The sequence below is a fragment of the Geoalkalibacter ferrihydriticus DSM 17813 genome, from assembly GCF_000820505.1.
In the GTDB taxonomy this organism is placed as follows: domain Bacteria; phylum Desulfobacterota; class Desulfuromonadia; order Desulfuromonadales; family Geoalkalibacteraceae; genus Geoalkalibacter; species Geoalkalibacter ferrihydriticus.
This window is the reverse complement of sequence record NZ_JWJD01000006.1, coordinates 161,096-182,933: the sequence shown is the minus strand read 5'-3', so window position 1 is coordinate 182,933 and position 21,838 is coordinate 161,096. Positions and strand designations below refer to the sequence as shown.

20 protein-coding genes, 1 pseudogene and 1 riboswitch are annotated in these 21,838 nt (G+C 58.2%); of the genes and pseudogenes, 16 read left to right on the top strand and 5 right to left on the bottom strand.

The window, feature by feature from the left end:
- The 3 genes and pseudogenes from GFER_RS14030 to GFER_RS19805 all read left to right on the top strand — a co-directional run.
- Window positions 1-198: ATP-binding protein (locus tag GFER_RS14030; RefSeq protein ID WP_040100399.1), on the top strand; the 198-nt coding region annotated here is incomplete at its 5' end.
- Between the two features lie 79 nt (window positions 199-277).
- On the top strand, window positions 278-385 hold the full coding sequence (locus GFER_RS18350) for a DUF4197 family protein (protein WP_200889333.1): 108 nt from the start codon (window positions 278-280) through the stop codon (window positions 383-385).
- A gap of 32 nt (window positions 386-417) precedes the next feature.
- A pseudogene (locus GFER_RS19805) lies at window positions 418-510 on the top strand (transposase); the annotation flags it as partial.
- A 473-nt stretch (window positions 511-983) separates the two neighbouring features.
- Here GFER_RS19805 and GFER_RS14025 read toward each other — a convergent pair.
- Window positions 984-1,394, bottom strand: a complete 411-nt coding sequence (locus GFER_RS14025; RefSeq protein ID WP_412171533.1) for a cupin domain-containing protein — start codon at window positions 1,392-1,394, stop codon at window positions 984-986.
- A gap of 251 nt (window positions 1,395-1,645) precedes the next feature.
- Between GFER_RS14025 and GFER_RS18345 the strand changes: the two genes are divergently transcribed.
- The 12 genes from GFER_RS18345 to GFER_RS13970 all read left to right on the top strand — a co-directional run bounded on the left by GFER_RS18345 (window position 1,646) and on the right by GFER_RS13970 (window position 14,241).
- Window positions 1,646-1,786 carry a hypothetical protein gene (locus GFER_RS18345; RefSeq protein ID WP_200889332.1) on the top strand — a complete coding sequence of 47 codons (141 nt, stop codon included), beginning with the start codon at window positions 1,646-1,648 and terminating at the stop codon, window positions 1,784-1,786.
- Between the two features lie 99 nt (window positions 1,787-1,885).
- The gene (locus tag GFER_RS14020) at window positions 1,886-3,070 is read left to right on the top strand and encodes a hypothetical protein (RefSeq protein ID WP_040100396.1); all 1,185 of its coding nucleotides are present in this window, start codon (window positions 1,886-1,888) and stop codon (window positions 3,068-3,070) included.
- A gap of 220 nt (window positions 3,071-3,290) precedes the next feature.
- Window positions 3,291-3,377: riboswitch (cyclic di-GMP riboswitch) on the top strand.
- Between the two features lie 68 nt (window positions 3,378-3,445).
- Window positions 3,446-4,327, top strand: a complete 882-nt coding sequence (locus GFER_RS18750; protein ID WP_040100395.1) for a hypothetical protein — start codon at window positions 3,446-3,448, stop codon at window positions 4,325-4,327.
- Between the two features lie 494 nt (window positions 4,328-4,821).
- Complete coding sequence (locus GFER_RS14010) at window positions 4,822-5,364, top strand: PRC-barrel domain-containing protein (protein WP_040100393.1); 543 nt, start codon at window positions 4,822-4,824, stop codon at window positions 5,362-5,364.
- A 523-nt stretch (window positions 5,365-5,887) separates the two neighbouring features.
- Window positions 5,888-7,567 (top strand): InlB B-repeat-containing protein, encoded by a 1,680-nt coding sequence (locus GFER_RS14005; RefSeq protein ID WP_082048092.1) that lies wholly within the window; start codon window positions 5,888-5,890, stop codon window positions 7,565-7,567.
- On the top strand, window positions 7,531-10,128 hold the full coding sequence (locus GFER_RS14000) for an InlB B-repeat-containing protein (RefSeq protein WP_040100389.1): 2,598 nt from the start codon (window positions 7,531-7,533) through the stop codon (window positions 10,126-10,128). The genes GFER_RS14005 and GFER_RS14000 overlap by 37 nt, the downstream gene beginning before the upstream one ends.
- A gap of 26 nt (window positions 10,129-10,154) precedes the next feature.
- Window positions 10,155-10,436 carry a hypothetical protein gene (locus GFER_RS13995; RefSeq protein ID WP_139172176.1) on the top strand — a complete coding sequence of 94 codons (282 nt, stop codon included), beginning with the start codon at window positions 10,155-10,157 and terminating at the stop codon, window positions 10,434-10,436.
- Window positions 10,437-11,140: 704 nt separating this feature from the next.
- Window positions 11,141-11,563 (top strand): group I truncated hemoglobin, encoded by a 423-nt coding sequence (locus tag GFER_RS13990; RefSeq protein ID WP_052446437.1) that lies wholly within the window; start codon window positions 11,141-11,143, stop codon window positions 11,561-11,563.
- A 36-nt stretch (window positions 11,564-11,599) separates the two neighbouring features.
- Window positions 11,600-12,400, top strand: a complete 801-nt coding sequence (locus tag GFER_RS13985; RefSeq protein WP_040100385.1) for a hypothetical protein — start codon at window positions 11,600-11,602, stop codon at window positions 12,398-12,400.
- A gap of 31 nt (window positions 12,401-12,431) precedes the next feature.
- Entirely contained in the window at window positions 12,432-13,310 is an 879-nt protein-coding gene (locus GFER_RS13980; RefSeq protein ID WP_082048090.1) for a mechanosensitive ion channel family protein, read from the top strand.
- 23 nt (window positions 13,311-13,333) lie between these two features.
- Window positions 13,334-13,786, top strand: a complete 453-nt coding sequence (locus GFER_RS13975) for a nucleoside recognition domain-containing protein (RefSeq protein ID WP_052446435.1) — start codon at window positions 13,334-13,336, stop codon at window positions 13,784-13,786.
- On the top strand, window positions 13,783-14,241 hold the full coding sequence (locus GFER_RS13970; protein ID WP_052446434.1) for a nucleoside recognition domain-containing protein: 459 nt from the start codon (window positions 13,783-13,785) through the stop codon (window positions 14,239-14,241). Before GFER_RS13975 ends, GFER_RS13970 begins: the two co-directional genes overlap by 4 nt.
- A 58-nt stretch (window positions 14,242-14,299) precedes the next feature.
- Here GFER_RS13970 and GFER_RS13965 read toward each other — a convergent pair whose 3' ends face one another.
- Both GFER_RS13965 and GFER_RS13960 read right to left on the bottom strand, forming a co-directional pair.
- Window positions 14,300-15,286, bottom strand: a complete 987-nt coding sequence (locus GFER_RS13965) for a phosphotransferase (protein ID WP_040100462.1) — start codon at window positions 15,284-15,286, stop codon at window positions 14,300-14,302.
- A gap of 5 nt (window positions 15,287-15,291) precedes the next feature.
- Window positions 15,292-16,626, bottom strand: a complete 1,335-nt coding sequence (locus GFER_RS13960; protein WP_040100383.1) for a DUF1015 domain-containing protein — start codon at window positions 16,624-16,626, stop codon at window positions 15,292-15,294.
- 375 nt (window positions 16,627-17,001) lie between these two features.
- On the opposite strand from GFER_RS13960, the gene GFER_RS13955 reads away from it, so the two are divergent.
- Window positions 17,002-17,919 carry a mechanosensitive ion channel family protein gene (locus GFER_RS13955; RefSeq protein WP_052446433.1) on the top strand — a complete coding sequence of 306 codons (918 nt, stop codon included), beginning with the start codon at window positions 17,002-17,004 and terminating at the stop codon, window positions 17,917-17,919.
- A gap of 24 nt (window positions 17,920-17,943) precedes the next feature.
- Here GFER_RS13955 and GFER_RS13950 read toward each other — a convergent pair whose 3' ends face one another.
- Window positions 17,944-19,248 carry a putative DNA modification/repair radical SAM protein gene (locus GFER_RS13950; RefSeq protein WP_040100382.1) on the bottom strand — a complete coding sequence of 435 codons (1,305 nt, stop codon included), beginning with the start codon at window positions 19,246-19,248 and terminating at the stop codon, window positions 17,944-17,946.
- A gap of 72 nt (window positions 19,249-19,320) precedes the next feature.
- Window positions 19,321-21,837 (bottom strand): ABC transporter permease, encoded by a 2,517-nt coding sequence (locus GFER_RS13945; RefSeq protein WP_200889328.1) that lies wholly within the window; start codon window positions 21,835-21,837, stop codon window positions 19,321-19,323.
- Window position 21,838 lies beyond the last annotated feature (1 nt).

The window sequence follows — 21,838 nt, the reverse complement described above, 5'->3', positions numbered from 1 at the left end:
GGTTCGGTGATCATCACCACCAATCTGGGCTTTGCCGACTGGACGCAGATTTTCGGCGATCCGAACATGACCGCCGCGCTTCTCGACCGGCTGACGCACCGCGCCCATATCATCGAATGCACCTGGGACAGCTACCGCCTCAAGCAGTCCCTGAAAACAGGATACAACAACCACCCCCAACCCGAGAAAAAGAAGTAATTTTCAACCAACGGGGGTGGTCAAATTTCGGTGATCACAGGTGATCAATTTTCGGTTGTCATTTCGAGTGGATAAGGGCATGGACGGAATTTTCTACTATCTGGCCGAGGAAGAGGCCGCGATTCGCCGCAATCCCGCCAAACGCACCACCGAATTGCTCCGGCAGGTGTTCGGCGTCGGGCAGTAGATTTTCAGTACTGATTACCGGAGGGAAATTCAGTGACCAGAATTGCTCGGGTCGTTGTCGCAGGCATTCCACATCACATCACCCAACGGGGCAACTGCCGCCAGCAGGAAATTTTCTGCGACGACGTTTAGAATCATTTTTTTGGGGGGAATGACGTGTAGGCCCTCTCCCGCTTGCCACTAGACACGGAATGAGGTGGCCTTTTTGAAGGGCGCATTCACCCCCATCTCGCGCCTCTCAAATTCAAATCGGAGTCTTTATGGCCAGCCCGATTCACGGCTTGGGGTCGGACCAAGCCAGGCGCAAGAATTCAGACCAGAAATTCTTTAAACACCCCTAAAAACAGCCTACAAGACGATTTTCAAGGGTAAAAATCATCGCTTTGCATGCAATCCATTGAAATCGTCCATTCAGCAGCCGCAAGGAGGGGAAAAATGGCAGGAGCTAATCGGCATTTCATTCCAGGAGGAATCCGGCAGCGCCTGTGGACCGAAGGGCTGAGCATGGTGCCTCCGAAACATTGGCGGGTTTCGATCGAAAATTCCGGGCATAAAAACCAGGGCAGGCCTTGTGCCTGCCCCTACGGCGTGGTCAACCCTTAGGGGACCTCCAAGGGTATCGCATCAACCGGTTCTTCAAACGCGATAAAAAGCACGCACGGATCTTCTGATTTGCACGCGGCTGTATGCGGCAACTTCGCCGGGCCGTAAGCATAGGTGCCGGGCTTCAAAACCACGGGTTCCTGGCCGTCGAAGTCAATGTGCAATTCCCCGGAAATCAACACCATGCGTTCCGCAGACGTATGCCAGTGGCGCTTCGCGGTCGTGTTGCCGGCCAATCTGAAGAACACATCCGCGTTGGGCTTTGCAGGATCACCCTGGAGTACGGCGATCGCGCAGCCCTCGGGCATGAACGCGGGACAGGGACCCCATTCAAGCTCTGGAGAATCGACAGCTCGACTAAACGCCCGCTCCTCGGCGGTTGCTTCTCCCAGCGCGAAAAAATTCATGAAAAACGCAAAAAATACGAGTAAGCTCGAAAAGAAACGAAGTCGTGTTATTAGCATATCTTTAAACATAACAGACCTCCACTTTGGTTAAATTAAACGTCCCGGTTTTTGCCAAACCGGTGACCTATTATTAATACAACAGATAGCACCCTCGGCAGTAATTTCAAGCTAGTTTCCATCCGGAAACTACAATTCCAGGGACACGATACTTTACTATTCAATTTCATCACCCATAAACGGCGGGAAATTCAATGGCCAGAATTGCTCGGGCCGTTGTCGCAGGCATTCCACATCACATCACCCAACGGGGCAACCGCCGCCAGCAGAAAATTTTCTGCGACGACGCTTTGGATCTCTATCGCCATGTTTTTTGGGGGGGGAATGACGTGTAGCCCCTCTCCCTGCTTGACACTAGACAGGGAATGAGGTGACCCTTTTGAAGGGCGCATTCACCCCCATCTCGCGTCTCTCACATCCAAAGCGGAGTCTTTATGGCCAGCCCGGATCGCTTCACCGTACCCACCATCGCCGAGGTTGAGCGCATTGCCGCACTCAGCGACCCGATCATCCGCAATCTGCAGATTACCCAGTGCTACCACGAACTGTCGCTGGCGTATGCCGCCCGCAGTTTTCCCGGGGCCAATTGGTGCGCCTTCGGCACCTGGGCCTCGCGACAAGCGGGGCAGACCATCCGCCAGGATGATCTGCAGCACACCCTTGAGCGCCTGATCCGCTCGAAAACTTTGGCGGCACAGGCGGCCCGGCATCTTGCCGACGTGGCGCAGCGGTTCGGTGCCAGGCTGCAACGTGATGAGATTTTACGAGTGGTGTGGGAGCTGGTTGACCCTGCGGCAATATTGGCGCGCATGAGCGCGGAGGTTGCCAAAGGCAATAAAAAGATCTTTGAGGAAATTGCACGCGAATTTGCGCGCTTTCTGTCCCTTGAAGCGGACGGCGCACCCTTCTCGCCTGCAACAATGGAAACCTTCTGCGCGGCGCTGCGAGCGGGCGATCCACCGCAAGGGCAGGATTACCTCTGTAGCGCCTTTACCCATTACGCCGCAGAACTCGCCGCTTCTGTCGGCAAGGAGCGGGCGGAACTCAAACTGCTGGCCAACATCGAAATCGGCTACCACGAGCAGACGCGCGCCCAGCCTGAAATTGCCGCCGCCCTCAATGCTACGGTCATCGATTCCAGGGAGTTTACCGACCGGCTTCTGGCCGCCGCCTTTCCGCGTGGCAGTCTGCTGGTGACCGGTCGCAAACTGCTGATGGGGTTCACCCGCAGACCAACGCCTCTGCAAAGGGCAATCGATGTCTTTCTCGAAGCGGTGCGCAGAGAACTTCGCCAGATTATTACCGATAAGCTCATGGTTCTGGAACTGCCCGATGGCCGTCTCCTGCGGATGGGGGCAGACCTGGAGGAAGACTTTCCACCCCAGCTTAAAGAACTCAGCAACCCCGAACTGCGCGCCCTGCTGGTGCGCATCGATCCTACTCCCGACAGCTTACGGCAGACAGGTGCCACAGACTGGGCCGTGCTTGAGCAGCGCGTCCATTTTATCGTGGATCTGTTCCGTGCCCTTCACGAAACACCGGAGTTGTTCCAAGCCCCTTACACGCCTCAGCAGGTTGGCGCCTTGAAACAGGGGCTGATCCCTGAAGGGCGCCTGTGAGGGGTTTCATCCTCAATCGGCAACCAACACCGACCTTATTGGCAACCATTCAGCAGAAAAACCGAATCCCGCCGCAAAAATATTAATTTTTCACAATTGTCATTGACACAAGCGGCGCCTTTCTCTTACCCTGACAATTAAATATCTTTATGCAATAATTGCAAATAACAATATTCTTAAAGAAAGCGGTAACGACAAAAAAACATTCCTCATCCCAACATTCTGTCAAAGGCAAACCCATCGAAAGGTGGAGACGCAAAGTTACCGGTCTACAGGGAACGTTTCCCATGACAGCGGGACTGCCAGAACCCCCTTGCCCTTCTTCGCAATGCCTTGACTTTTTGGGAAAAATTTCACCGTCGAGGTATTTGTGACATGTCTGCCTTCTCCGCTCTACCCCGGTGCGCTCTAAAGATTCTTGCCGCCATAATCCTGGTGTTCGGTGCGCTCCCGGCCTTTGCCTTGGAATCGGCTCCCGTCCTGCTCGACTCCCCCTTGCTGCCAAGCAGTTACGGCCAGGTTATTTACCAGAAAAACCCGAGCGCAAATAACCAGATCTACATTATCGGCCAGGCCCACCGCAGCAGCGTCGATGGCAAAAACGGCGAGAAAACGGTGCGCGCCCAGATGGAGATCTACCGGATCGGCGAGTGGCTCATTCGCCAAAGGAAGGTGGAACTTCTTCTGCCGGAAGGTTTTTTCCAGTCCGGCGAGGCGCGGACCGCGCACAAGCCCCAATCTTTTTTTACGGATGAAGCTGCGTTCCTCGACAATCAGAGTCTCAGAACGCAGCTACAAGACACGCGAAAATTCGTCAGCGCGGATATCCTTCTCTCCCGCCAATTCCGAGTTACTCTTGCACAGGTGGAAGACGAAAACCTCTACCATACGGTAGTTCGTTTGGTACGAGAACTCGCCGAGCAGAGAGGTGAGTTGAACGAGGGGCTTTTTAAGCAACTGGATGATTTTCAAAAAAAACGCTCGGTCGCCATGTTGAAAAACATACCTGCGGCGGTGGAAAGCGCCTATCAGAACGGGGGCACAGAAAACAAGCATGCTATATTCACTATTGGCATGGCCCATCTTTCTGAAATTATTGATTTTCTTCGGGAAGAAAGAATCGGAACCACCGAGGGCAAGGATGATTTACTGCACGGCGAATATGGTGTGACGGTAATCTTACCCAGATCGCTGGCCGAAGATGAAGCAGCCCTACGTCTCACGCGGCTGAGTCACTTGAAATTTCAATCTTTATAACGCGGACTTAAAGCAGCGCGCAGACAGCGCGCGGAAAGGTCATTTCGAGGACTGACCGATCATCGCTCCCTACCCTCTCTTCGCATCTCTGCGGCCCCCGTCCTTTGTTTTGCCGTGTCTCTCCAGAAAACAACGCGTCGCCCGCGAGCCTCAAGGGCAGGCCTTGCGCTTAAATCCCAGCCTCCCGGACCCCCCCCTCCCACAGCGCTGCATTGTTCAAAATATTGAAAGCAACATCTTTCCTTCCGCCAAGAGATCCTTACGAAAAATGAGCAACTGGTTCAGTTTTTTTCGTTGGCTTTTTTTCATCTCCAGGATTGTTGACAAGTTCACAGCAGACGATAGACTAAGTTCACAAAGGAGGAAAACATCGGAAATCCGGCAACGTTCACTAATAACCTAATTGCCGAGAAGATGTCATGTCTCCATATGGAATTTGCAACCAGGGCAGCTGGTCACAGTTGGTTGCGTCACAATCTAAAAAGGAGACTAGAATGAAAAAGATAAGTCTTATTACCGCAGCTTTGTTCTCCCTTGGTTTGTTCATGGCCCCTGCAGTATTTGCAGCGGGTGAAAAAGCAGTGGGTGAAAGGACAACCCTGCTGATGGCGGACGATCTGGTGGGGAGTGAAGTGCTGGATCGCAACAATGAGAAGATCGGCGAGATTGACAAACTTCTGGTCGACCTTCAACAAGGCAAAATTGGTTATGTGGTCATGAAAAGCGGCGGCATCTTGGGCGTCGGTACAGATCGCTACGTCGTGCCTTTTAATGCGTTTGAAGGGCGCGCCCAGATCACTGACCAGATGATAGGCGAGAAGGTTTCTCTTACTCTCAACAGATCCAAAGATCAACTGAGAGCAATCCCTGAGAACGATATCCAGGCCGTACTGAGCGATCGAACTCAAGGTGCTGAGATTCATCAATTTTATGGTGTTTCTCCCTACTGGGAAGACGATCGGGGAATGACCCAGGACAGGCCTGAATACCGCAAAGACAAAGATAAAGACAAAGATAAAGACAAGAGAAAGTATTGATGTCGAGATTTCTGACAGTTTCATTAAACTTGAAGACAAAACCAACCAAGACCAATTGAAATTAAAAAAAAGTGATCGGGCACCCTCCTTGCCTGATCACTTTTTTTATTCTCGGACTCTCACTGCGCCCCCCTCCCTGAAACATCGCTCCGACTTCTAAAACCTTATATTCGTTACAGACATGAATGATTTCGAGAATTGTCAATCCATTATAAGCCCACAAAAAGAGGGCCGATTTCCCACGATCATCTGGCAAACAATTCAGCTGCCACCTGCCGAGGGGTGAGCAAACATGTGCCCGGAAAACTTTTGCGAAAGATTAAATCTATCTTTTTTTGTTTGACATTACCAAATAAGATTATACAATGCAAATTGTTAGAATCCTTTCACGCCACCGCCTCTGTTCCAGCGCCCTCGTTCCTGAGAAATCTCGATTGGGCGAACGGATTGTGGAAAGCCGAAAACCCGTTTTTCCCGCAACGTGTAAGTTCAAACCACAGATAGTACAAGCCAGGGGGCGTCCATGGGATCATTTAACGTGAACGGCAGGTTGGGTTCCGCAAAAAAATTCTTAAGGCAACGGGAGGGCAGACCGATTTGGCGGACCTTGTCGGCAGCCGTTTTGACGGGGCTATTTCTGATTGCATCAACGGCCCACGCCGATTTGCCGAGCTTGGGATTTGAAGATGGGCTTACGGGGTGGACTGCCGAGGGGGTCACGGTTAGCGAGGATTTCCAGATTGACACTACGGAATTGGACGATGGCGGCCTTTGGACGATCCGCCCACACGGGACGCAGATGGCCGTTGTATTTCCGCCGGAAAATGTCAGCTCCCCTTTCAGTGATCTGGACATGGTGGCAACGGTTTTTGAAATGGCCCCTGGGAGCAAAGACTACATCACCAGCGAATTTCCCAACTCCACGAATTTTGCTTATATCTATCGAGATCTGACACTTGACGCCGGGCAGCAGTTCACCCTGGCCTGGAATTATGTCGCGACCGATTATGCCCCTTTCAACGACGCTTCCTTCGTATCCTTCGTCAACACCAGCAATCCCTCGGACGATACCTCAAGAATTTACGGCCTGCGCGAACAGGTCATGATTCTCGGTGCGACCGTTACGGGGACCGGCAATTGGAGTACCGGCGACGGCGGCAGTACCGGTTGGCAGTTTGCGACCTTCAGGGCCGGCGAGGCCGGGACATACCGACTGGGTTTTGCCGCTTTCAACCTCGATGACACGGTGTTCAGCCCCTACCTTTTTCTCGACAACCCGGCCGGCGAAACATTGAAAAACGGCCAGGCTTTTGATTCGATTCCCCCGGACCCAACCGGGCCTCTCGGAGACATATTCCACACGGTGACACCTTCTGCAGGCGTCGGCGGCAGTATCAGTCCGAGTTCGGCACAAACCGTGGGAGATGGGGCAACGGCCCAGTTCACCCTTTTACCGCAACCCGGGTACAGCATTGCGAGCGTTGGCGGCACCTGCGGCGGCAGCCTTGACGGCAACACCTATACAACCAGCGCCATATCTTCGGGCTGCACGGTCGTGGCAACATTTACAGCAACCACCTACAGCGTCAGCTTCGATCTGGCCGGCGGCTCGCGCACCGGTGGCGGTGAGTTGAGCCAAACGGTGACCCACGGACAGGCGGCTGCAGCGCCCGAACTCAGTGCACCGGCAGGCAAAACCTTCACCGGTTGGGACAACAGCTTCGATATTGTCACGGCGGATCTCAGCATCACCGCGCAGTATGTCGACACCACCTACAGCGTCAGCTTCGATNGCTTCGATATTGTCACGGCGGATCTCAGCATCACCGCGCAGTATGTCGACACCACCTACAGCGTCAGCTTCGATCTGGCCGGCGGCTCGCGCACCGGCGGCGGTGAGTTGAGCCAAACGGTGACCCACGGACAGGCGGCCGCAGCGCCCGAACTCAGTGCACCGGCAGGCAAAACCTTCACCGGTTGGGACAACGGCTTCGATATTGTCACGGCGGATCTCAGCATCACCGCGCAGTATGTCGACACCACCTACAGCGTCAGCTTCGATTTGGCCGGCGGCTCGCGCACCGGCGGCGGNGCTTCGATATTGTCACGGCGGATCTCAGCATCACCGCGCAGTATGTCGACACCACCTACAGCGTCAGCTTCGATTTGGCCGGCGGCTCGCGCACCGGCGGCGGTGAGTTGAGCCAAACGGTGACCCACGGACAGGCGGCTGCAGCGCCCGAACTCAGCGCACCGGCAGGCAAAACCTTCACCGGTTGGGACAACAGCTTCGATATTGTCACGGCGGATCTCAGCATCACCGCGCAGTATGTCGACACCACCTACAGCGTCAGCTTCGATNGCTTCGATATTGTCACGGCGGATCTCAGCATCACCGCGCAGTATGTCGACACCACCTACAGCGTCAGCTTCGATCTGGCCGGCGGCTCGCGCACCGGCGGCGGTGAGTTGAGCCAAACGGTGACCCACGGACAGGCGGCCGCAGCGCCCGAACTCAGCGCACCGGCAGGCAAAACCTTCACCGGTTGGGACGGCAGCTTCAGCAGCGTGACCGCTGATCTCAGCATCACCGCTATTTACAGTACAAATCAATACACTTTGACATACATCGCCGGAGAGAACGGTGCTCTCAGCGGTGACACAGTTCAAACCGTAAACCATGGAGAAAGCGGGCAGGAAGTCATTGCCGTGCCCGCGGAGGGTTATTACTTCGATAAATGGAGCGACGGTTTGACCAGCCTCAACCGTACCGACGCTCAGGTTACCGAAAACATCAGCGTCACGGCATACTTCATTATTTTCCCGGAAGGGGTGGGCAGCGAAGACGATCCCTACAAAATCACGAATATCGAACAACTTGATGCCATCCGTGACTATCCGGACAAACACTTCATTCTGGTCGAAGACATCAGCTTCGATGACTCGAATTTTAATGCCGGCGAGGGATGGCATCCCATCGGCAGCCTTGAGGATCCTTTTGTCGGCACTCTCAACGGCAACGGTCACACTTTGCGCAATCTTCACATCCAAAGAGATCAGGATTTCCAGGGCCTTTTCGGGTTCATTGACGGCGCCTCGATCCGCCATCTCTTTCTTGAGAATTTTTCCGTAGAGGGCCGTGACCAGATCGGAGCGTTGGCGGGCAAGGCGCTTGACTGCACAATTGAAGAAGTCGGCGCCGGCGGTACCCTCAGCGGCAGAACCGATGTCGGCGGGCTAATCGGCTGGGCCGAGAACTCCAACATTTCTCGGTGTTTCGCCGAGGTTTCCGTCGGCGGAACCGGCGCAAACCTTGGCGGGCTCGTAGGATATCTCTATAACTCTCAAGGAATCGACAATTATGCATCAGGACCAATCGAAGGCGGAATCCAGGCAGGTGGACTGATCGGCCAATTGGAAACTTCAACGATTCTAAACAGCTATGCCCGAGGCGTCGTCACCGGTCTTAATCATGTCGGCGGCCTGGTCGGCGCAGACATCGATGGCACCATCCTGACCAGTTTCTGGGATACCCAAAGCTCCGGGCGAACCGAAAGTGCCGGAGGTTTCGGCAAAACCACAGAGGAGATGTATTCTGCCATCACCCTCTCTGATTGGGAAGTCGTCGAGGACCCTGAAATTCTTCGGGGTTATCCCTTCCTGGCCTGGACGACTGACCTCGTTCAGGAAGCAAACCCCGCCTGGATTATCGGGGCGAGAATACCTCCCTATCAAATCACCGCCGTCGCCGGAGACGGAGGCACTGCCGATCCCTCAAATCTAACCGTTGAATACGGCGAAAGCGTCCAATTCACCTTGACTCCCGCCATTGGCTTCAGCCCCCTGGAGAGTGTTGGAGGAACCTGCCCCGCGGGCGATTGGAACGGCAACATATATCTCATCGAAGAAACGCATGAAGCCTGCGAAGCTGTTTTCAGCTTTGCCGTCAACACCTATAGGGTCGCATTCGATATCGGTGACGGAGTCAGCATCGGCGGCGGCGATTTGACCCAAAATATCACCCATGGCCAAGCAGCCGTTGCGCCCATCCCGCAAGCACCTCAGGGCTATTATTTCAGTGGATGGAGTCGGGCTTACGATCAAGTCACAGCCGACATGACGATCTTTGCCGAGTATGCCCGCCGAGTCGCCACGGAAACAGGCGAGGGTCTCCAGCAAGACGAAGGCCCTGCAATCAAGCACCGACTGACCGTTCGCGACGAACAAGGCAGCGAAGTCTTCACCATCGTCGCGCGCAGCGACCTGCCCGGTTCGGAAACAACCGTCGTCATGGACGAACAGGGCAATCCTTCCAAAATCGTGACGACCGCAACCACGGAGACACTGGTCAAAGAACAAAAGATCTTGGCCGAAATCGAAATCGAGGCGCGTAACGACGGCAGCGCCGTTCATCGCGTGACTCTCAAGGATGAGCTTGGGGAAAAGATCAATGTCAGCGAGGCTGTATTCAACATCCCTGGCGCTGAAACCCTCCTCCAAGCTGACGGCAGCCTGCTGACCGAGGTCGAGATAGAGGAGAGCAGCGGACGACGCTTACGCGCCGTGGTGGAAACCCATCATGATGGCGAAAGCACCACATTCTACGAGGCATACGATGAAGAACTCGGCATGTATTTCGTGGTAGCGACAACCGTAGTTGAAGGAACTTTTGAAGCAGGCAACCAAATCCTCGTGGAAACGGACGACCTGGGGCATCCTCTATTCCGCATCCAGACCAGGGTCACTCGTGAGCTGCGTTTTTGACAAGGAGTGACAGGATGAAAACATCCATGAAAATCAACATCCTGGGTTTCATTTTTGCCCTAATGTTTTCCCTGGTCGCCTGCGATAACACGGGTTCTCGCCGCACAAGCAGCGATGGTGTCGTGGTCATGAGTTTGGGAGCGGAATATGAGATTTTGCCGGGTGATGTCATCACACCGGAAGACGAAAACACACAGATCGAGGTTCTTCACGTCTTCGGCGCGGGGGAAGACGGCGGCGACCTCAAATTCGTCACCCTCATATCTGGCAGTGCTAAGCTGATTAAGGGAGATTACCAGAAACTATAATTTGAGAAAAAATCGCCCTGGCCGACAATGTTGCGGTTTTGTCGCGCACACCGAGCCTACCCTGGAGCCTGAGAACAAAAGCTTCGCTTCCGCCAGCAAGGTGGCTCCAGGTTTCGTTGCGCCCCAGATCATGGGTGCGCAACACCTTTTGCCCCCCACTCTTGGTAAATATCTTCCAGTACAGACAAGGTGCCGATGCCGGCGACACTCGCCAGGGCATCAAGATCGAGGAGCCGGTTGCAGCAACGCCGCCCTTGAATCTCAATATACCCACCATGCGCCCATTCTTCCGGGTGGCTGACGACACCGGCTCTAAAAATCGATATACTCCAGACAGCGTAAAAGATGCTCACCCGATTCTATCGGCTGTCGCATGAAAGCGACCTTCCCAGAAGGCACCTCTGCGCTGTTTGCGTTGATTGTATTCCTGCCCGGTGCGCCCGGCGAGCAATTGTATGGCCGGAGAAATGCAATGGTTCGCGCCCTGATCCCTCACCAGCAGATGAACATGATTGGTCACAACGGGAGCCACAATCCGAAGTGCCGGAACAAAAGACCACAAGAACAAAAACTATGCTATTTTCTTCTTTTCAGCCACACCAGCCCACTCACAGGAAGGAGTCACCGGCATGAAAAAGACATCTTTGACCCTCATCACCGCCTTGGTTTTCCTGGCGGCGCCCGCCGGCCAAAGCTTCTCGGCCATGCACACCGCCGCCCAATCTCAGGAGCCGACTGCCGCGGAAACAAAATCACCCGAGCCGTCTCTGTATGCACAACTTGGGGGCGAAGCGGCGGTTGATGCAGCGGTCGATCGCTTCTACGCCAAGGTGCTTGCCGATGACCGCGTCAGCGACTTTTTTGAAGGGGTCGACATGCAGCGGCAGGCCGCCAAGCAGAAGGAATTTCTGATATTTGCCTTTGGCGGGCCAGTCACCTATTCCGGCCAGGACATGCGCGCCGCCCATGCGCATCTGGTCGAGGAAAAAGGCCTGAGCGACATGCATTTCGATGCCATCGTCGAACTCCTCGGCGAAACCCTCAGGGAAATGGGCGTGGAAGAGAACCTGATAGCGCAGGCTGCCGCTGTGGCCGAGATTGTTCGGGAGCCGGTGTTGAACAAATAGTCCGCCCGCCAGACATTTTTCCCGAAAGGAAGGATCGTGAACGACACGCAGATGAGCCTCCCCTGGTGGTCCGGGCGGAAAGTGGCCGCCGGCCGGGGACTGAAATATGTGATGGGCCCGATTACGGTAAGAATGTTTCGCGGTGACGATGTTTGGTGGTTGTGGACGGCGCGGGATCTGGGCGACGAAATTCCAGCCGCCCATGCCCAGGTAGAGCCACTGGACCAGATGCCAGAGGAGGCGGCGGCCGAACGCTTTGTGTTCTCCGCGAGCCCGGGGCGCCTGCAAATACGGCCGCTGCTGGCCGACCGAGCGGTGGTGTTCCGCGCTTATCAGTCGGTGTTCGTGCCGCCGGGCGAAGAGGCCACCTTGTTTCTGAGCTCACCGGTATGGATCTCTCTGGATCTCGGCGAGCCGGCGCGCAGCTTGCGCGAGATGCCGGTGCAGCAGATGTCGGATACCTGGTTCGGCCCCTCCACCCGGGAGGGCGAACTCTGCTACGCTGCGCGAACCAGTGCCCGCAGCCACCTGGACGACGTTCCGCGCCGGGCCCACCGGGCGGTGACGCCGGTGAAAGTGCGCAACGAGGCGAGCAGCCTGCTGCCCATTGAAAAGCTGAGTTTGCCCGCGCCGCTGCTGTCGGTGTACGGTGATGCCGACTGGAGCCTGTGGACCGAGGAGGTGCACCTCACGCGGTCGGCGGACAGCGACATGGCAAGCTTGCGCGTGGTGCCCGGCCCGTCCCGGTGCGCACCCCATGCCGAACGGCTGAGCGGCCCGCGCACTCAGCCGGGACGCGGCGGCTTGGTGCGGGCTTTTAGCGATCTGTTCGGGTAAGAACCTGACAAAACTCCCTGGGGAGCTGATGATGTTGGATTCCGTTTTGGATTTAGTCGCAGGCGAACATGTACTAAAAGCCTTTCGCGCGGCGTTGTTTCTGGTGGCGGGCTTTCTGCTGGCGCGCTTTGCTTCGCGTCTGGTGCAGCGGTTCACGACGCGCCGCTTTGATCTCCACCGCGCCGCCATATTTCGCCGCCTGGCCTATTATCTTATTCTCGGCTTGTTTCTGGCCTCCGCGCTGCGGGAACTGGGCTTCAGCCTGGGGGTGCTGCTGGGCGCGGCGGGCGTGCTCTCGGTGGCCATCGGCTTTGCCTCGCAAACTTCGGCCTCCAACTTCATCAGCGGCCTGTTTCTCATCGGCGAGCGACCCTTTTCCACCGGCGACATGATCAAGGTGGGCAACACCGTCGGCGAGGTTCTTTCCGTGGATCTGCTGTCGGTGAAACTGCGCACCTTCGACAACCTGTACGTGCGCATTCCCAACGAAACGCTCATCAAAACCGAAGTGACCACCCTCACCCGCTTCCCCATCCGCCGCTTCGACATTCAGGTGGGCGTGGCCTACAAGGAAGATCTCGACCGCGTGCGCAAGGTACTCTTGGAGGTCGCCGACAAAAACCTCCTGTGCCTGGATGAACCTAAGCCCCTTTTCGTTTTCAACGGGTTCGGAGATTCGTCCCTCAATATCCAGTTTTCGGTATGGGCCAAGCGGGAAAACTTCCTGGAATTGCGCAACAGCATGCAGATGAGTATCAAGCGTGCCTTTGACGAAGCAGGCATCGAAATTCCCTTTCCCCATCGCACGCTCTATGCGGGGAGCGTCACCGAGCCCTTTCCGGTGCGCGTGGTCGAAGCCCCCCCGGTCACGAGCGCCTCGCCCGCCGGTCAAACCCACGAGCAGCCATAGCCAGGCAGAGGAGCGCGCCCCCCATGGAACCCAGTCTGGTGCCCTCCATCCCCGAGCGCCTGCGCACCGGCTTCTTTAGCGGGATGCAGACCTCGTTCAAGCTGATCAAGTTCGTTTTGCCCCTCTACATCCTGGTGGATTTGCTCAAGGATACGGCCGCTATGCTCTGGCTGGGAGGACTGTTCGCGCCGCTGATGAAGTATTTCGGCCTGCCCGGCGAGGCCGCCTTCGCCTTCATCGCCGCTTTTCTTCTCAACATCTACGCCGCCATCGCTATTTTGGCGCCTCTGGAACTCACCCCCTGGCAGCTCACCCAGTGCGGGCTCATGATGGGCATCGCCCACAACCTGATCCTCGAGGGCGGGGTTCTCGGCAGCATCGGCACGCGTGGCGGCTTTCTCACCCTGTGCCGCCTGCTGATCGCCGCGGCGGCGGGTCTGACCCTGGAAATTTTTCACCGGATCTGGGGGGGATGATGGAGGCCCTTTTTTCCGCGACCCTGGGCGCCCTGGCCCTATCGGCCAAGCTGTTGTTGATCATTGTCCCCCTAGTGACGGCTTTCGAGGTGCTGCGCTACCTGCCCGTCTTTCGCCGCGCCGGCAACGCCGTCGATCCCCTCATGCGCGGCATGGGGCTCTCGCGGGAAGCGGCCGTGCCCCTGTTCACCGGCATCTTTCTCGGCATCGCCTACGGCGCCGGCATCATCATCCGCATCGCCCAGGAAAAACGCCTGCCGCGTCGGGAACTTTTCCTGCTGGGGCTGTTTCTCGCCACCTGTCATGCCGTGGTCGAGGATACTCTGATCTTCGTGGTTCTGGGCGCCAACGGCTGGATCATTCTCGGGGTGCGGATTTTCATCGCCGTGGGCCTGACCGTGGTGCTGGCCCATCTGTGGGCGCGGCGGGAGAAAAAATCGGCGGCGGGGGAATAGGTCGAGAAAGAAAACAAGAAAGGTACGTGCCTCCTTTTTTGCGCCCCGTCGAGCAGCGTCACCCCTCCTCTTTGAGCAGCCCCGCCACCACTGTGAGCGCCACCTTGCGGCTGTAATCGTGAACCTTCCAGTGCTCCGGACACCAGCCGACCAGAAAGCGATAGAAATCGGCCTGGGCCAGGGGAAAGATGGCGCGCCACTCGGCCTCAAGCGCGGAGGAATCGAAGTCTTTCCCCCGCACTTTCAAGGCGCGGCGAAGTGCCGCGAAATAGCCATCGAGCAGATCGCCCTCCCTCTCGCGCTGCTCGCGCTCATCGAGACAGCTGCCGAGGAAGTAGGCCACATCCTTCATCCCGCAGCCCCCGCCCACGTACTGAAAATCTACCGCGGCCACACGGCGGCCGTCTTGGGAAAAACAGAAATTGGCGACTTTGGCATCGCCGTGGATGAGGGTCTGGAAGCGGCAGGCATTGAGCCGTGCGTCAAGCGTTGCGGCGGCCTGGCGAAGCGCCGCATCCTTAATCATCCGCCATTCCGCCTGGCGGGTGGCGAGATGCCAGTAGCTGCCGATGGGCCAGAGGTCGGTGGGTTTTTCGCCCAAAAAGAGAGCGTGAAAGTGAGCCAACCAGCTCAGGCAGGCCAGAGCTTCGTGCCGGTCGAGGCGCTCCTTGCGGCGGGGAAAGCCGGCCGCGTCGAGATCCTCCAGCACCATCAGGTGGCGCTCGCCGAACGTACGCAAAGCGTAGCAACGCGGCACCCGGCAGTGCTGGTCACAGCGGCGGCTCCAGTCGCGGTACCAGGCCATCTCCACTTCATAGGAGCGCACCTTGCGCTGATGCCCGACATCGTTGTGCCAACCGCGGGGGTGGTCGATCGCGGTGGGAAAGATAACGTTCTTGACGACGACGCTCGCAAGCTCGCTTCCCTGCAAAGCATAGCGAACGATCTCGCCGTAACCGCTCCACAGAGACTGGATCCGCGCGCGCCGCTGCGCTTGAGCCGCGCCGGTGGCCTCACAGATGAGAGTTTCCGGGGAAATCGGCATGGCCTTCAGGCTGAGATCTTGCGGCATTCGAGGTAAAAGCGTTTTTCGTCGGCCTCGCCCATGGAGAAGGTTTTGCGCGGCAGGGCACCATCGATGACGATGGTGCGGAAAAAGTCGTGCTTGGAGATGGCCGGCAGGTAGAAGCCCGCGTTATTTTTTTGCCCGCCGAGGTCGGTCACTTCGCGCTCACCGTGGATATAATCGATACGCACCTCGGGATGGCGGCGCAGAAAATCGTCCAGAAACGCCTGCAGGGTGGCCACTTCCAGGGTGTATTCAGGATCGGCGACTTCGCAGGCAAAGCAGGCGCCGGGCAGGACCATGACGAAGGCATGAGCGCCTTCAGCCTTTTGGGCCGATTCCTGGGCGCTCTTGAAATCCGCGCAAGGGCTGAGTGTCAGCGGGGTTTTGCGTGCGGCGAAATATTCGTTCAGTTCGCGCTGGAGCAAGGCAGCATCCACCTCGAACAGTACGCGGTGAATGGCCTCGAATTCAAGCCCCGGGTCATGGACGTTGACCAGTTCCACCAGGGCGAAGCGGGCCGGGTGGTCCATCACCTGACGCGGGTCGTCGGCCTGCTCCTTGATCCTCTCCCAGATGGCTTTGGCGGTGGCGAAGGAGTGATTGCCGTCGCCCATGGCGTAGAGCATCACCTCGCCCTCCACATTGTAGCGATCGCGATACACTTCGGGGGCGGCCAAGTGCTCCAAGGCCCTGACCACCTGTTCAATCAGTTGCGGCTGATCCACCCGATAACCCCGTAAGTGTCCGCCGTTGTTGAGCAGCTCGAAATCATAGGCTTTTTCAAGCTTCGCCTCGAAAAGGGGCTCGATCACGGTACGCTGCGGGTCATCGATGAGCACCATGATATGGGGCAGTTCGATGGGGGCATTTTCCCGTACCCTGATGCGCGGCGGCAGACGCTCGACGATGGTACCCTCTGTGGCGCGGATCAGGCTCTGTGAGCCCGGCCGGTAATCATAGCGCTCAAGATCCAGAGCAACCATCAATCCTTTGCGTGAGGGCACCTGCACAGTGCGCCGGTCCACCAGAATCATGGTTTCTGACAGCTTCTTGAACAGCCCTTGGACAAGGTAATCCGCCATGGTCTGATTGATCGCACGGATGCGCTGTTCAACATCGGCGTCCTCGAGATAGACTTCGGGCAAAATCAGTTTCAGTGTCGAAGGCGCCTCGCCCACCTGCTGGGCGAGGCGTTGCCAATAAGCACGCTCGGAGGTGTACTGATCACAGGCGATGACCGCCCAGCGCTGCATATCGACCTGTTCTGCGGGGAGCAGAATATCCGGCACCATCAGCCCGATCTGATCAAATTTCATGATTGTTGACCTTTCTCACTGTAATTCAAAGGCGTTCAATAACGATGCGATCTGGTATTGTTATCACGTTTCACCGCCTGTGAAAACACCCGGATGGAAATCCGCCGACAACCCGGGACCCCTCAAGGATGGAAGGTCTCGGGCCGCTGTGAAAGAGCCAAAAACCCAATGGCGATCAGGATCGGTCTGGATCGCCGGAAATGCAGGGTGTTAAATCCGGAAAAGCTGATCCCTGGCTCGGTTTTGCGCCCCGCTCTTTCTCAGCTCAGGCCCAAGCCTCTACCGGGAGGGGATGACAATCGCTCTATCCCGTCTATATTTTTGATAGGTGCGCATTCGCGCCGTTTTTTCCTCAATTAACCCTGGGAGACAGGCATGCAGATAGATCAAGCCTGGTTTGAGCGCGCAAAAGAGGTTCTGGGGATTCGTCTCTTCGCTCTCGGCGATACCTATGTCACCCTCGGAACCATAATCTACCTGGTCGTTTTTCTTTTTCTCCTCTTCTACCTCAGCGGGAAATTGCGCCGCTGGATGGTCGAAAATGCCTTGACCAGAACGCGGATGAGCATTGGGGTCAGACAGGCGACCGGGTCGATCATTCGCTACTTTGTTCTGGTGATCGGCTTTGTCGTCATCCTGCAGACAGCGGGGATCGATCTCACCACGCTTAACGTCCTGGCCGGTGCGGCGGGCATCGGCCTCGGCTTCGGCCTGCAAAACATCGTCAGCAATTTCATCAGCGGCCTGATCATTTTGTTCGAGCGCCCCATCAAAGTCGGCGACCGCATTGTTGTGGGCAATATCGAAGGCGACGTGATTCACATCGGCGGGCGCAGCACCACGGTGGTCACCAACGACAATATCTCCATCATTGTGCCGAACTCCAAATTCATCGTCGAAAATGTGGTCAACTGGAGCCATAACGAATTTCTGGTACGCTTTCGCATTCAGGTTTCCGTCGCCTACGGCAGCAACGCGCGACTGGTGGAAAAACTATTGCTGGAGGTCGCGGCGAACAATCCGGATATCCTGGCCAGTCCTGAGCCGACAGTGTGCCTGAGGGAATTCGGCGACAGCGGTCTTCTCTTTGAGTTGCGCGTCTGGAGTTCCAGTCAGGTGCACCGCCGGGGAAGGTTGGTAAGCTCCGTCAATTTCGCTATTTATGACAAGTTCGCCGAACATGGCGTTGAAATCCCCTTCTCCCAGCACGATTTGCACATCAAGGGAGGCGGTCTGGACGTGAGAATGGCCGACTTGCGGAAAAACGACAAAAGCGACAATAGCGAGGGCTGAGGCCGGCAAGATAGGCGATCGCTCCTACATTTCCCCTGTCACCGTCGCGGAAAAGTGTTCCTGTGATTCGGCCCCTCCCGCGAACAGATCGAGTTGTTGCGCTGATTTCTTTTGCGGCGCAGGCAGGGCCAGCAAGCGTTCACGCAGGTTGGCGGCTGCCAGATCCGCCTCGCCGAAATACAGTCCCTGGGCGGTCAAAAAATAGCGGGCGCGCTTGAGAACGATGCCCAGACGCTTCAACGCATCGAAACCCAGCGCGCCGCCCCGTCGCGCGCGCAGAATTTTGCGCGCCGAACGCACCCCGATTCCGGGCACGCGCAGCAGCATCTCGTAATCGGCGCGGTTCACCTCGACGGGAAACAGGTGCAGGTTGCGCAGCGCCCAGCCTGCTTTGGGATCAAGCGCCGTGTCGAGATCGGGCTGTTCTTCGCTGAGAATTTCCTCGGCGGCAAAACCGTAGAAGCGCAGCAACCAGTCGGCCTGATAGAGGCGGTGCTCGCGCAACAGGGGCGGGGCGGTCAAAACCGGCAGGCGATTATCGGTACTCACGGGAATGAAGGCGGAGTAGTAGACGCGCTTGAGATCCATGCGCTGATAGAGAGATTCGGACAGGCGCAGAATGTGCCGGTCGCTTTCGGGGGTGGCGCCGACAATCAATTGGGTGCTCTGCCCCGCCGGGGCGAACACCGGCGCTTTGCGACTCTTGCGCCGCGCGGCGCGGCTCTCGGTGATGAGCCGTCCGGCGAGGGTCATGGGCTCGAGAATCGCCGCGCGCCCCTTGTCCGGCGCCAGTTGCCCGAGGCTCGCGGCGCTGGGCAGCTCGATGTTGATGCTTACCCGGTCGGCGTAGCGCCCCGCTTCTTCAACCCAGCGCGCATCGGCGCCGGGCACCAGCTTGAGGTGAATATAGCCCCCGAAACGATGATCTTCGCGCAGTTTACGCACGGCGGCGAGCAACTGCTCCATAGTGTAGTCAGGATCGCGCAGCACGCCGGTGCTGAGAAACAACCCTTCGATGTAGTTGCGCCGGTAGAAATTGATGGTGATATCCGCCACCTCGCCGGGGGTGAGAGTGGCGCGCGGCACATCGTTGCTGCGCCGGTTGACGCAATAGGCGCAATCGTAAATGCAGGCGTTGGTGAGCAGAATCTTGAGCAGCGCAATACAGCGCCCGTCCGCCGACCAGCTGTGGCAAACCCCGCTGCGCGCAACATTGCCCAACCCGCCAGCCGGGGAGCGCGTACTGCCGCTCGACGAACAGGACGCGTCATATTTGGCGCTCTCGGCGAGGATGGCGAGTTTTTTCTCAAGGGTTTCGGAATCGGCCATGGCTCCAGCCTAACACAGCTCCGTGACGAAATACGTCAAAACCAACGACCAAGGACAAATGCCCACAACCCTTCAATCCTCCCGCAGATAAGCCGCCGGCTTCTGCCCCAGGGCCTTCCAGGTGCCCGCCAGCCCTAAAGCCAGAGTCAGGGCCAGCCCGACACTCAGGGTCAACAGCACCGTGCCGCCGCGCAGGCTGAAAGGCGTATTCATCAACCCTTCGAGAATCCCCCAGGCTGCCAGTCCGCCCACCAGGGCGCTGATCGCCGCGGCAGCCAGGCCGAGCAACAGGAATTCGGCGGCAAAGGCGCTCAGGATGTCGCGGCGCGTGGCACCGCATACCTTGAAGATCACCGCGTCGTGGATACGCCGATGCTGATCGGCGGAAATCGCCCCGGCCAGCACCAGAAACCCCGTCACCAGAGCCACCCCCGCCATGGCCTGAAACACCAGGCCGATGCGCTCCAGGGTGCGCGCCACATTGGCGAGCACTTCGCGGATACCGATGGCCGAGACGTTGGGCAGGCGGTCGGTGACGGTGCGCAGCAAGGCGGCTTCGTCGGCGGGTGCGACATAGACCGTGGCGATGTGGGTCTGGGGCGCGCCTTCCAGGGTGCCCGGCGCAAACAGCAGGGCGAAGTTGAGATCCAGAGTTGACCAGTCGACGCGGCGCAGATTGGCGATCTCGGCGGTGACCTCGCGGCCGAGCACGTTGACCGTCAAGGTGTCGCCGACGTCGATGCCGAAACCTTCGGCGAGATCGGTGGTCAGGGACAACAGCGGCGGTCCGCTGTAATCGCGCGGCCACCGGCTCCCGGCCACCACTTCGGTGCTCTCCGGCAGGTCGGCGGCATAGCTCAGAAAACGATCGCCGCGCACCGCCCAGCGCACCTCGGGATCAACCTCCGCCTGCTCCACAGGAACCCCGTCGATAGCGGTGATTCGACCGCGCAGGGTCGGGTGGCGCTCGCTGCGGCTCACCCCCGGCACCGCGGCCAGGGCTTCCTCGAACTGCGCAACCTGATCGCTTTGAATGTCCATGAAGAAAAAGGCCGGCGCTTCGTCCGGTACCGTTTCATCGACGAGGCGATTGAGATTGGCCTGCACCAGGGCGACGATGACCAGGGCGGTCAGCCCCAATCCCAGCGAAAATACCGCACTGCCCGCCGGTGAACCACGCCGGTGGATATTGGCCAGAGCCAGTCGCAGGCTGGGCTGCGCAGGCCGGGGCGCACGCCGCGCAAGAACGATGATCAGGGCGGAGAGCCCGCGGAAGATGGCAAAGCAGGCCAGCGCCCCGGCAATGAACCACAGGGCGAGGCGCCGGTCGGGACTGGTCAGAACGGTGAGCAGGGCCAAACCCGCTGCGGAGAGGACAACGGCCAACCAGATTCCGCCCCCGGGCGAGAGGCGAATGGTTTCCGCATAGCCGCGAAACAACACCGAGGGCGGTACGCGGCGCGCGACGCCCAGGGCCTTGAGGGAAAACACCAGGGCGATGAGCAGGCCGAAAAGCGCCGAGGTCAGAAGGGGCTGGGGATAGAAACCGGGCTGCAAAGGCACCGGCAGACGCTCGCCGAACAGGTGCACGGCAAGCCAGGGCACACTGCCCCCGGCCAGCAGCCCGGCGGCTGCGCCCACCGCCCCGAGGATCAGAATCTGCAAAAGATACCCGGCAAAGATGACCCGCCCCGGCGCACCGACGCATTTCATCGCGGCGATGTGAAACACCTTGCCGCCGAGATAGCCGCGGACCGCTCCGGCCACCCCCAGGCCCCCGACCAGCAGGGCGCACAAGCCCACCAGGGTAAGATTGAGAGCCATACGATCGATGAAATCGCGCACCCGCGGATCGGCTTCGCGCCAGGTGCGCAGGCGCCAGCCGGCATCGGGAAACGCCGTCTGAAGTTCGGCGCGCACATCCTCTGCGACCTCATCGGCCGGCAAACGCAGACGATAGGCATAAGTCACCAGGCTGCCCGGTTGCAACAGGCCGGTTTCCGTCAGGGCGCTGCGGCTGATCAGCAAGCGGGGTCCCAGAGTAAAGGCGCCGAAAGTGCGATCGGGCTCGCGGACCAGGACCCCGGCGATGCGCAACTCGGCATCCCCCAAGTGGACACGATCCCCCACCTGGAGATCCAGGCGCTGCAACAGGGCCGTCTCGGCCAGTGCGCCATAAATACCGTCCTCACCACGATCAAGGGCGTGGGCCAGGGGCGCAGGCGGAGCGATATCCACCTCGCCATAGAGAGGATAGGCATCGTCCACCGCCTTGAGTTCCACCAGCAGACGCCCATCAGCGGCGGCCGCGCGTGCCATGGCGCGCATTTCGACGACCCGCGATAAGCGGCCGCGCGCCTCGAGAAAATCAAGCTGCGCCGAATCGGGTTCGCGGTGAGTGAGGCGCGCTTCCACATCGCCGCCGAGCAGAGCGCGGGCGTCGGTGAGCAGGCCGCTGCGCGCCGCCGCGGCAAAAGAGCCGACGGCGCTGATGGCGAACACGCCGAGAAACAGGCAGGCGAGAAACACGCCGAAACCGTGCAGGCCGCCGCGCAGTTCACGACGGGCCAGACGCCAGGCCTGGGGCAAA